Consider the following 12,455-nt stretch of genomic DNA (forward strand, 5'->3'; position numbering starts at 1 on the left):
CAGCAATAATTTCTGCCATTTATCAAATACCTGCAAACGGAACGGCGACTTGTTCACACGCACCCTCAGCTTGCTGGTAAATATCTCGTAAGCCTGCGGCTCATCGTTCACATGGATAGTACCTACAGGTTCCAGTGATTCATTGATCACAGCAAAGGATTCATTGTTCCTGGTGAAAGCGCCATCAGGTGCAAACCAGATCTTCAATACAGAAGGACTGCAAAACCCGATCTGCACTTTGGCGTTCTGTTCTCCATGGAATACCACATTGTTTCCATTGACGGTGTAGCTATTGATAGTACCTGGCGTTTTCCATTGCGCCTGCGCAACAAAACTCATTGAAACCAGTACCAGGCAAACAAAAATTCTTTGCATCATATCCAGAAAAAATTAGGGTCTAATATTCAAGAACCAGCATATTCCAGTACTGCAATCCGGGAACAGTAACTGTGATATCATTACCGGTCTGTGTAAAATTCAATGCAGCAGCCACTCCATTTCCGGCATCAGGAGATGCCAGCCATACTTTCTTCACTGTTTTGGCTACCGTAATTTTCATGTCCATATTTTCAATGCCCACCGGCTTCACCTGTGTACCATTGGTATCGCGCCATTCCAGGGAGTTGGCATTGGTGAAGTTCACCAGGTGCAATACCTGGCGATTGGCATATTCCTTTCCGATAGCAGCCACTTTGCCTTGCTGCGCAGGCCAGCCGGCAATCACAGCCTTTCCGTTTGTACAGCTCACTGCAGGAGTATTGAAACTGCCGCCATCACGCAGCAGGTTTTCATAAGCCACCATGAAATCATAATAACGGACCAGCGCATTCCTCAATTCATCAGGAAGCTGGAGATTGTTGTTAGGGAAATATTCTTTACCCAGCATATGCTCTCCCAGCTCTAAGTGGGCACCACCGAACGCAAAGATCACAGCATCGGTGAGCAACACGGCGGGTGTATTGAAATAACCAGTCTGATCTGCTTTGTTGTAATTCATATAAGCCGCCAGCACCGTACGTTTGGTATTGCTGCTGTAAGCATCATTGTTACGGATGATATCGGCCAGATCACTGAACTGTTCGTTGGGTCCCCATACCTCCGTGTACAGGAAATCCACTGGAGCTGTAGCGATCTCATTCTGCTGACCATACTGGTTCACCGCGTTCATCAGCAGTTTCTTAGTGGGTGCTGCTGTTTTCATGGCCTGGATGAATGGCTTGAAGGTAGATGCCTGGTTAACAGAAGCACCATTGTAATTATACAATGTTCCGCGGTCTCCCAACTGATCGATATGAAATCCATCGAAGTTCAGTGCCTGGTATACATCAGCATTCTTTGCCACCAGGTACTGCTGCCATTGCGTATTACCGGCATCGGTCAGAAAAATATCGCTTTTGAAATAGGGCTGTGGCAATGGATGTTTGTCTTTGGCAGTATGGTTCACATCCTTGAACAGGTACCATTGTTCGTTTACGCCATCTCCTGCAGCATCGCTCAATGCGCCGAAGGCAAGATTATAGAACATCGCCTGCATGCCTTTCTGATGCGCCACATCGATATAAGACCTCAAAGTAGAGAGGTACACATCTTTATTGGAAATGTCTTTCCATACAGACTGCGGAGCAGTACCAGAGCCTGCGAGTGGAAGATGATGTTTGTAGAGCCAGTCGTAGAACTGAAGGCCATTGATATGGTGCCTGGTAAGGTTGTTCATTACATTACCGATCTCACCATCGGTCAGCTGACCGAAATTTGTAAGGAATCCATACCGTGGAAATTTAGTCCAGGAAGAAGAAACATCCACCGCTGTGCTGGCATGGATCTTTTCTTTTCCATCCACCACTTCATAAATATCCACCATATAACCGGTGAAGTCCGCAGCGGGCGCCGTCCAGCTCCAGCTTTCGCTGAAAGGCGCTTCGGAGATGGTTTCCATGAGATGACGGTAACGCACTTTGAGATTGCCGGTCAGGGGGCGGTTAACGGAGAAACTGACAGTTTCTCCCGGCTTGTACATGGCCTTGTCCTTGTTGATTGTTAGAACGAAAGAGTTTCCATAGGTAACCGGATCATTCTTTGGACCGTCCTTTTTACAGCCGGCCCAAAGAATAGTTCCTGTCAGCAACAGGCTCCCGAAAAACTTACTGCTTCTGAATGCTGATAGTATCATACAATTGGTTGATAGTAATTTTGTAGGTGCCTGCTTCCGTGATCTTCCATTTGAAGTCGGGGCTGCCACCTGGTACGAATTTCATTTGGGTACTGCCGGGACCTGAGGCATTCAGCACAGGCATGAAGAAATCTCCGCCCCAGTCGCCGGTTTCCACAGGGAGCTTGAACTCACCCACATTCATCTGACCGGTCCAGGTAAATACATAAGGATTGCCCGGATCTGCTGTCATTGGTGTTGGGTTGTCTATATTCCATCCTGTTGGAGTTGCATCACCCACCATCCAGATCTGAGTGAATGGCGTGAAAGGTTTGATGCTGACGGTCATTGCCAGAATGTCGAGTTTGATTTTGTACGGTCCGGGATTGGTGATCTTCCATTTGAGATCTGGATTACCGCCGGCTACCAGTTGCACTCCCGGTTCTGTGATAGCAGGATTATTGGAGAGTGGCATATAATAATCGGTTCCGAAATTGCCAGTGGCAACTGGGATCTTGAATTCACCGGCAGAAAGGATTTCATTGTAAGTGAAAACAAAAAGATTGGATGAGTCCACGCGCATTTCTGCAGGATTCTGAATATCCCATCCTGTAGGTATAGCATCGCCCAGCATCCAGAGCCGTTTGTAGGGAGGCTCTGAACTTTCCTGCACATCGATGGTGAGGTCGAGCAGGTTCACGGTAACATCATAGAGGCCTGACTCGGTTATCACGAACTTCTCATCAGGGTCTGCATCATTATCACGATACACCAGTGTGGTATTGCTGCCCCCTTTGTTATAGGATGGCGAGAATTGTCCGAGCGTGGTGATGAGCTTGAACTCACCGGCCGATAAATTCCCCTGCCAGTGGAACAATCCGGCCTGGGCATTATCAAGGCTCATCGGGGTGGCATTGCCTGCATCCCATCCATTGGGTGTGGCATCACCGATCAGGTAAAGTACTGTGCTCACTGGCTTGTAAGCCGTTACAAGGAAGGTGATCACGGAAGAAGAATCCATGGTTCCTGCATCATCTCCTATCGTTGCCACCACTTTTGCCTGAAAGCTGGTTTCCGTTCCGGGCGTCAGGCTCCATTTGGTGAGCAGGAGATTATTGAGGTCTTTTACCGAATATTTTTTTGAAAGACCGCCCTTGCCGAGATCTTCCACCAGGGCCTGTTTGAAATCATTTCCCTGCTTGTCTATTTTCAGAACATAGGAAATTCCGGCGTTGGTGCCATTATTGGAACCTGAGGTCCAGCTGAGCACCAGGGCATCGGCCGCATCATTCTTCTGATTGAGCATGATCTTGCCGGAGCTGGCGGATAGCTGCAATGGCACATTGCCCTTGTTCAATTCTTTGTAATCCTTGCGGCAGCTGAACACCAGCAGTACGGCCAGCAGGGGTAACCAGTTTTTTATGGATGAAGCAATCATAGCTGACTGTTTATGGTTGATACGGGAACTTGTTTAGTAGTCTTTGTTTTGCGACAGATTGGGGTTTGCATCTCTTTCCTTCTGCGGAATAGGCAGCAGGAGATGTTTGGCAGTTGCATTGGTTTTACCGATGCTGTGCAGGAAGTTCAACCCGTACTGTCCGTTGTTCACACGAACCAGATCAAACCAGCGATGTCCTTCAAACGCAAGCTCCATCCTTCTTTCGTGAAGGATCTTTTCGCGCAGCGCATCCTTGTTGAGACCAGTAACATCATTCAGCCCTGCCCTGTTCCGCACACGGTTCAGAGGGCCACCAGCATTGATACCGGCTGATGCAGCCTGTGCTTCTGCGCCACGGTTCAGTTCATTCAGCGCTTCCGCATACATGAGCAGTACATCTGAAAAACGAAGTACCGGCCAGTCGGCAGGATTGGTGTCATAATCAGGAGAGATGGATTTCGGTACCAGGAATTTGCGAACATTGTATCCCGTGCTGGAGAAACTGCTCTTGTAAACCTTTCCATCAAAATCAGGACCGCCAACATAGAGTATGGTTTTATCCTTTCGGGTATCGCCTGCTTCATACGCATTCACAAACTCCTGTGTGGGATGATTCCAGCCGTAACCGCCTCCTACAAAATCAGAGTTGCGAGGTCCGGTGAAAGTGCTTACCCAGCTGCTCTGGTTTTCATTGTCCCAGAAACTGTAACTGGTCTTGCCGAAGTACTGCACTTCGAACAAAGACTCCTGGGAGTTCTTTGTTAGTGGGTTGAAATTATCGCTGTAATTGGCATTCAGCGCATATCCCATACCGTTAAGCTGCGCATAAAGATCAACTACTTTCTGATAATTGCCCAGTGTTAAATATACTTTCATCAGCATGCCCACAGCAGCGCCTTTGGTAGCACGGCCGATATCACTTCCGCTGTATTGCGCCCTGGAAGGCAGATTGCCGATGGCTTTGCTGAGATCATCGATGATGAGCTCGTAGACCTTTGCTTTATCCGTACGTGCCGGGCGAAGGTCATCGGAAGGCACCTGTGGCTCTGTAAGCAGTGGCACATCACCAAAGAGCTGAACGAGTATGAAATAATAATGAGCCCGGAGGAACTGCGCTTCACCAATGATGCGGTTCTTCATTGCTTCATTGATGGTCATGCCAGGCACATTCTTCAGGATCAGGTTGCAGCGCAGGATGCCTGGTGCCGGCCCACGCCAGATATCCAGCGCAGCAGCATTATCCGTGGAAGTAACAAAATTGGCTATATCCTGTGTTTCGATACCGTCTGTACCGCCACCAGCGCCTACCAGGCTGTTGCCGGCCCATATATCGGTGGTCCACATACGAAGATTATAAAGCTTTGGCCATTGCAATGGCTGATAAGCGCCATTGATGGCGGCAATTGCATCATCTTCCGTTTGCCAGTAGTTGGAACTGTTAACGGAATCGAGCGGCACTTTATCCAGGAACTTACTGCATCCTGCTGCCAGCAATACAGTGCAAACGATCGGGAGATATAATAATGATTTCATTCTCGGTAGTTTGGAATTAGAAACTGATGTTGATACCGGCGCTGATGGTCCTGGTTACAGGATACACATTGAGATCGATCCCGTTTGACGGGACTTCAGGATCGAAGCCGGTATACTTTGTGAATGTGACAAGGTTCTGACAGGAGATATACACCCTGGCGCTGCTCATCTTTGCTTTCTGTACAATGAAGCGTGGCAGCGTATAACCAAGGGTTACATTCTTGATGCGGAGATAAGATCCATCTTCCACGAAGCGATCGCTCACCCGGGTATTCTTATTTGGATCGTTGAATACCGCACGTGGCATTTTGTTACTGGTGCCTTCACCGGTCCATCTGTCGAGCACCGCTGTTGTCTGATTCTGCGCCACGGCCATGCCTTCCTGCCAGATGCGGTTGGCATTGTAGATATCATTGCCGGCAATACCCTGCAGGAAAACACTGAGGTCAAATCCTTTGTAAGAGAAATTATTGTTCATCGCAAAGATGAAGCTGGGATTGGGATTTCCGATAAAGGTCCGGTCGTTATCATCGATCTTTCCATCGTTGTTGAGATCACGGAATTTGATATCACCGGGGCTCGTCCTGTTATAAGGATCAGCTCCCGGCACCTGCACCGCCCAGCCGTTCACTTCCTTCTGGTTCTGAAAAATTCCGGCAGTTACAAATCCGTAGAATTCGTTGATGGGATAACCACCGGGATGCTGAATGGAAAGGTTCTGATTAAGTCCGATACTTCCGGTATAAAGTGGCACGCTGTCATTCAGGCTCAAGATCTTGTTCTGGTTATAACTCACATTGAAGCTGGTGCTCCATTCAAATTCGCCGGTAATATTCTTTGTATTCACTGCCAGCTCCACTCCCCTGTTCTGCACTTTACCCAGGTTGATGCTGGGCACCACGATATCGGAATAGCCTGTAGAAATGGGAACGGACATCGGCACCAGCATATCGCGGGTATTCTTCAGGTAGGCGTCCAGCGTAACATTCACGCGACTGTTCAGGAAACTCGCATCCACCCCGATATTGGCCTGTTCCACTTTTTCCCAGCGCACACCAGGATTTGGGATGGCCTGCGGCACGATGGCGTTTACCGGAGTGCCATTGAAATTATACTGTACCGTCTGCAATACAGAGGCAAAAGAGTAGTTACCGATATTCTGGTTGCCGGTGATTCCATAACCAACACGCAGTTTGAGGTCATTCACAAAACTGATGTCTTTGAAGAAGTCCTCTTCCGAGATCCTCCAGGCGGCTGATGCTGAAGGGAACGTGCCGTATTTGTTCTCGTCACCAAAGCGGGAAGAGCCATCCCGGCGAACCGTAGCAGTCAACAGGTATTTACTCTTATACGCATAGTTCACACGGCCAATGAATGATAACAATGCCCATTCATTACCACTACCGCCAACCGTAGGCAGTGTGGTACCGTTATTGAGTTGTTGCGTGGCTTCACTCGCAAACTTCTGCACAGAACCATTCATAAAATCATACCGGTTGGTCTGGGCGCTGGTTCCCGCGAGCGCTGTGACGCGGTGGCCATTGAAATTCCTTTCGTACGTGAAGTAATTATCCCAGAGCCAGGTGATGCTTTTATTGTATTGCTGAAAGAGATAAGAGTTGGGCTGGGGAATCGGCTGCCAGTTGTATTTGGGGCTCCAGCTCCTGGTATCGAAGAACAATGCCTGGATGCCACCGGTGGTCTTGAATTTGAGATCGCGGAAGAGCGTAAGTTCTGCGAAAACATTTCCGAGAACATTGTAACCCGCCGTGGTATTGCTGTTCAGCCTGGCCTTACCAATGGGGTTGGCGATATCACCTACCCATGAAGGCTGTCCGACTGGGCCCGCATAAGTTCCATCCGGATTGAACACGGCCTGTGTAGGCAGTGCTGCCAGGGTGTTGCGGATATCATAGGAGCCATTCTTTTTGATATCATGGCTCAGAGTCAGGTTATTTCCGAAGCGCAACCAGTCGAATGGTCTTGAATCATGATTGAACTGAAGCGTATAACGCTTGTAGTTTGTATTGATAACGATCCCCTGCTGATCCAGTACGGTACCGGAAGCATAGTAAGTTGATTTGGGGCCTCCGCCGGAATAAGACATGGAATAATTCTGCATAGGCGCGGAACGGAAAAGCAGGTCCTGCCAGTTGGTGCCCGCACCTAGTGATGGCGGATTGGCAAACGCAGGGTTCTGCGCCTGTCCATTGGCCGACATCATTTCATTATGCATGGAAGCGAACTGCGAGGCATTCAGCATATCGATCATACTGGTGGCTTTCTGCACACCATAAAAAGATTTGAAATCGAGCGAGCTCTTGCCGGATACACCACGTTTGGTGGTGATCAGCACCACACCGTTGGCACCACGGGATCCGTAGATGGCGCTGGCAGAGGCATCTTTCAGGATTTCGATGCTTGCGATATCATCAGGACTGATAGTATTGAGGGGCACATCCGTAGGCACACCGTCGATCACCAGCAGCGGATCGCTGTTATTGATGGTACCGGTACCACGCACGCGGATGGTGGCATTGCTGCCAGGGGCGCCGGAACTGAGGATCTGCACACCTGCGGCACGCCCCTGGATGGCATCGCCTGCATTGGTAACCGGCAAAGATTTGATGTCTTTACTGTTTACCGAGCTCAGCGATCCGGTGAGGTCGCCCTTCTTCTGGGTGCCGTAACCCACCACCACCACATCGGCCATTGTATTGCCGGAGGGCGACAATACAATGTCCAGCGTAAGCAGGTCTTTCACAGCAGTGGTGAAAGCGATATACCCAACAAAAGAAGCGGTGATAGTATCTGTACTGCTGACATTGATGGAATAGTTTCCTTCAGCATCGGAGGAGGCGCCTCCGGGTTTGCCTTTTATCTGAATGCTCACACCGGCAAGTGGTGTGTTGTTTTCCCTGTCTGTTACTTTTCCTTTGAGTGGCCGGCTTTGTGAAAAAGCCCAGGCGGGGAAAACCAGCATACAGAGAAGAGGTGTCAGTTGTTTTCTCCAGTGAGTGCTACCTGGCATAATACAATCGTTTTGGAATATGAGAGTGAAAAATTGGAACAGTGATTCTGCCTACGAAAGAAATTATTATTTCCACGGTTGCAGTATCTCTCCGTTCCAATTTCTGATCAAAATGTGCCAATTTAAGATACGAATCCATAACCAACTAGAAAACAATTGCTTAGGCTATTTTCTACAATCATGGTTTTTCACCGGCAATACCTACATTTGAACACGGTATCATGTTATTGAATCGCATCATACGATCCTTTGCCATCACACTGCTATTGCTGCTTACACTGTCCGCCGCATATGCACAGTCGTACTATTTCAGGAACTACCAGGCAGGCAATGGCATCTCCAGCAATACCATCACCAGTATTTTACAGGACAGGAAAGGCTTCATGTGGTTCGGTACCAGGAACGGCCTCAACCGCTTTGACGGAAACAGTTTCCGCATCTTCAAACATGATCCGCAGGACAGTACCAGTATCGGAAGTAATTCAGTACTGAGCCTGTATGAAGACCAAGCAGAAAAATTATGGGTCGGAACATACAAAGGCATTTACCGCTACGATCCGCAATCTGACCGTTTCCAATTTTTTGACCGGCTGCCCGCCGGTGAAGTACGGTACATCAAAGCAGATAAACAGCAACAGGTCTGGGTCATCTGCGATTTCCATCTCTACCGCTATGATCCCAAAACCGATTCACTGCAAAAGTTCAGCACTGGAAATTCCCAGGAACTGGTATTGAACATTTCCGAAAAAGGGGAATGCTTCACTGCCAACAACTGGGGAAATATCAGGCGTTATGACGCCTCCCAACAGCGTTTTATCGAATACAAATTACCGGAAGCCTCTCCCAAACATACGCTCACTGCCATACAGGATATCTATCCGGTGAATGATAGCCTGGTATTGCTCGGCACTATGAATAAGGTATTGCTCTATAATATCAAAAGCAATTCGCTTCGCGATGTATTTGCCGGATCAGGCATCAGCCAGGTGATCCAATTACACAAGATCATCCGTCAATCCCCCACCACCTGGTGGCTGGGCACTGAAACGGGTATTTACATTTTCGATCTTCACCGCGGAATTACCGGTGTGGTGCAGAAAGAATATGGCAACCCCTACTCCATCACCGATAATGTGATCTACTCTTTCTGCCAGGATACGGAAGGCGGCACCTGGGTAGGTACATTTTTCGGTGGGATCAATTATTATTCGCAACAGACCAATCGCTTTCAGAAATTCTTTCCGCATAACGGGCCTGACCGGCTGGGCGGCAACCTGGTGCACGAGATCTGTCGTGATGACCAGCAACAGATCTGGATCGGCACGGAAGATGCAGGCCTCCACAAACTGGATACACGCACCGGAAATATCAGGCAGTTCATGCCGGGAAAGGGAGCCGGCAATATTTCCTACCAGAATATCCACGGACTGGTGGCCTCCGGAAACGAGCTCTGGATCGGCACTTACGAGCATGGGCTCGATGTGATGGATCTCCGAACGGAGCAGGTAGTGCGTCATTACAATGCAGGCAATGGCCCATATGATCTGCACAGTAATTTTATTGTCACCTTGTATAAAACGAGGAACAATGATATACTTGTCGGCACCTGGACGGGCCTGCTTCGTTACAACAGGGACACTGATAATTTCACGACCATCTCCGGTTTCGAAACACAGGTGCAGGGCATCACGGAAGATGCGCAGGGCAATATCTGGTTCTGCTCTTATGGCAATGGCGTATATTATTTCAATCCGCAGACCAATGTCCGCGGCAATCTCCGCTTTGATCCCAACAACAGCAACAGCCTCTGTAATAATTATGTCAACAGCCTGTATCTCGACAGTCATGGTATTTTCTGGTTCTGCACTGAAAATGGTTTATGCAGTTATGATCCGCGTGCAAAGCAGTTCAGGAGATACAACAATTTACCAGACCAGGTATTCCGCGTGCTGGAAGACAATAACGGCAAGTTATGGATCTCTACCAGTCGCGGGCTTTTCAATATGGACCCGGTCACCACAGAAGGTAAGCTGTACACCACAGTGCAGGGCCTGCTCAGCGATCAGTTCAATTACAATTCAGGATACAAGGCACCGGATGGCACCATGTACTTCGGGTCTGTGAAAGGCATGATCAGCTTCAATCCTGCACATTTCAAAATGCCCTCCTTTGTGCCGCCTGTTTATATCACACACCTGCAGGTGAATAATAAAGACCAGTCTGTCAACCGCGATGAAAGCAGCCTGACACAATCCATCCTGTACACCAAACAGATCACGCTACCTTACGACAGGAGCACGCTCAGCCTGGATGTAGCCGCCCTCAGTTACTCCATGCCCGGCACCAATGAGTATGCCTACAAAATGGAAGGGCTGGATAAGGACTGGATCAGCATGAGCAGCAACCGTCGTATCTACTACACCAAATTACCGCCGGGTGATTATATATTCAAAGTGAAGGGATCGGCTGCAGGCGATGTTTGGAACCCGCAGGAGACCACCTTGAAGATCCAGATCCTGCCACCCTGGTGGGCCAGCTGGTGGGCCTATGTGATCTACTTTCTGATCGGCGCAGCCATATTACTGGTGATCCTGCGATATTATCATATTGCCGTGAAGGAGAAGAACAAGCGCATGATCGATACGCTGGAGATGGAAAAGGAAAGAGAGATCTACAATGCCAAAATAGAATTCTTTACCAATATCGCCCACGAAATAAGAACCCCGTTAACACTCATTAAGTTGCCACTCGACAAATTAATGAGAAGTCATAACCACAATTCTTCACTTACAGAAAGTTTGGAAATGATGAAGAAGAACACCAACCGCCTGATCGATCTTACAGATCAGTTGCTGGATTTCCGCAAGGCAGAGGCCAACAAATTCAGCCTCAATTTTATCAGAACGGATATCAGTGACCTGCTGAAAGAGCTGTTCCATGCCTTCAAGCCCATTGCGGAAGAAAAGAAGCTTTCGCTGAAACTGGAGATGCCGCGCATGCCGCTCCAGGCCTATGTGGACCCGGAAGCATTCCGAAAGATCATGACCAACCTGCTCAACAACGCTATCAAATATGCAGCAGGAAATGTGACCATGCGGATGAAACCTTTCAACAGCAATGACCAGGTGTTCACCATCGAATTGCGCAACGATGGCCATCTCATTCCTTACGAGCTCAAAGAAAAGATCTTTGAACCTTTCTATCGCCTGAAAGAAAACGAGAAACAACCCGGCACCGGTATCGGACTGCCTCTCTCCCGCTCCCTGGCTGAATTGCACAAGGGTGTACTGGAATTACAGCAACCGGAAAACGGGCTGAATGTATTTCAGCTCTCCATTCCCATTCACCAGGAGAACGAGATCAACTTACAGGATTACGAGACCATCGAAACGGAACAAACAGAAACTGTATCGGAAGAGATCATAAAAGATGCAGATCCATCAAAGCTGCATCTGCTGCTGGTGGAAGACAATAAAGAGATCCTCCAGTTCCTTCAAAAGGAACTGAATGCAGGCTACACCATTTCGAGAGCAGGCAATGGTGAAGAAGCGCTGGAAATATTGCAGCGCGAGAACATCCACCTGGTGATCAGTGATATCATGATGCCGCTGATGGATGGGATCGAGTTCACAAGAAGAGTGAAGACAGACCTGCAGTTCAGCCATATTCCCATCATCCTGCTGACAGCAAAGAATTCCATGACCTCGCGCATCGAAGGGCTGGAAGTGGGCGCCGATGCCTATATTGAAAAGCCCTTTGCTTTTGAGCACCTGCAGGCCCAGATCACCAACCTGCTCAGCAACCGGAATATCATCAAGGAATATTTTGCACGTTCTCCGCTTACACATATCAAAGGCATTGCCAGCTCAAAAGCCGACAAGGATTTCCTGGAGCAACTGCATGCCGTGATCAACGAGAACATCACAGACATTGAACTGGATGTAGACAAGCTCTCGAGGCTGATGAATATGAGCCGCACCAGTTTTTACCGCAAGATCAAAGCGCTGTCTGACCTCACTCCGAATGAGCTCATCAATTTATCCCGACTGAAAAAAGCAGCAGAGCTGCTCGCTGAAGGCAATTACAAGATCAATGAAGTGGCGGGCATGGTGGGCTACAGCATCAATAGTAATTTCTCGAGGGATTTCAACAAGCAGTTCGGGAAGTCACCATCGCAATACCTGTCAGAGCTCGCAGTGCCCAGTCGCGGGCGTGCCCCGGAGGGTAGTTTATTTTTTAGGGAAAGGGGAAGCGGTGTTGGCCAATTGTGTAAAAAAATTTTTTAAAATCGGGGATGCTTACGA

6 protein-coding genes are annotated in these 12,455 nt (G+C 48.6%); 1 reads left to right on the top strand and 5 read right to left on the bottom strand.

Annotated features, from left to right (window positions below; translation table 11 throughout):
* The 5 genes from ACTHMC_RS04735 to ACTHMC_RS04755 all read right to left on the bottom strand — a co-directional run.
* A partial coding sequence (locus ACTHMC_RS04735) for a DUF4968 domain-containing protein (RefSeq protein ID WP_440411288.1) occupies window positions 1–378 on the bottom strand: 378 nt, incomplete at its 3' end.
* A 19-nt stretch (window positions 379–397) separates the two neighbouring features.
* Window positions 398–2,170: a glycoside hydrolase family 66 protein gene (locus tag ACTHMC_RS04740; protein ID WP_440411290.1), complete on the bottom strand. Its 1,773-nt coding sequence runs from the start codon at window positions 2,168–2,170 to the stop codon at window positions 398–400.
* The gene (locus ACTHMC_RS04745; RefSeq protein WP_440411292.1) at window positions 2,142–3,587 is read right to left on the bottom strand and encodes a SusF/SusE family outer membrane protein; all 1,446 of its coding nucleotides are present in this window, start codon (window positions 3,585–3,587) and stop codon (window positions 2,142–2,144) included. Before ACTHMC_RS04745 ends, ACTHMC_RS04740 begins: the two co-directional genes overlap by 29 nt.
* 33 nt (window positions 3,588–3,620) lie before the next feature.
* The gene (locus tag ACTHMC_RS04750; protein ID WP_440411294.1) at window positions 3,621–5,120 is read right to left on the bottom strand and encodes a RagB/SusD family nutrient uptake outer membrane protein; all 1,500 of its coding nucleotides are present in this window, start codon (window positions 5,118–5,120) and stop codon (window positions 3,621–3,623) included.
* Window positions 5,121–5,136: 16 nt separating this feature from the next.
* Window positions 5,137–8,151 carry a SusC/RagA family TonB-linked outer membrane protein gene (locus ACTHMC_RS04755; protein ID WP_440411296.1) on the bottom strand — a complete coding sequence of 1,005 codons (3,015 nt, stop codon included), beginning with the start codon at window positions 8,149–8,151 and terminating at the stop codon, window positions 5,137–5,139.
* 221 nt (window positions 8,152–8,372) lie between these two features.
* Here ACTHMC_RS04755 and ACTHMC_RS04760 point away from each other — a divergent pair, with 221 nt between their 5' ends.
* A complete protein-coding gene (locus tag ACTHMC_RS04760; protein ID WP_440411298.1) occupies window positions 8,373–12,437 on the top strand; it encodes a hybrid sensor histidine kinase/response regulator transcription factor in 4,065 nt (1,354 codons plus the stop codon).
* Window positions 12,438–12,455 lie beyond the last annotated feature (18 nt).

The organism is Pseudobacter sp. (genome assembly GCF_051955275.1).
In the GTDB taxonomy this organism is placed as follows: Bacteria; Bacteroidota; Bacteroidia; order Chitinophagales; family Chitinophagaceae; genus Pseudobacter.

Excerpts from the sequence above, each read along its gene's own strand:
- ACTHMC_RS04740 (WP_440411290.1), bottom strand. The coding sequence starts at position 2,170 with ATGATACTATCAGCATTCAGAAGCAGTAAGTTTTTCGGGAGCCTGTTG.
- ACTHMC_RS04745 (WP_440411292.1), bottom strand. The coding sequence starts at position 3,587 with ATGATTGCTTCATCCATAAAAAACTGGTTACCCCTGCTGGCCGTACTG.
- ACTHMC_RS04750 (WP_440411294.1), bottom strand. The coding sequence starts at position 5,120 with ATGAAATCATTATTATATCTCCCGATCGTTTGCACTGTATTGCTGGCA.
- ACTHMC_RS04755 (WP_440411296.1), bottom strand. The coding sequence starts at position 8,151 with ATGCCAGGTAGCACTCACTGGAGAAAACAACTGACACCTCTTCTCTGT.
- ACTHMC_RS04760 (WP_440411298.1), top strand. The coding sequence starts at position 8,373 with ATGTTATTGAATCGCATCATACGATCCTTTGCCATCACACTGCTATTG.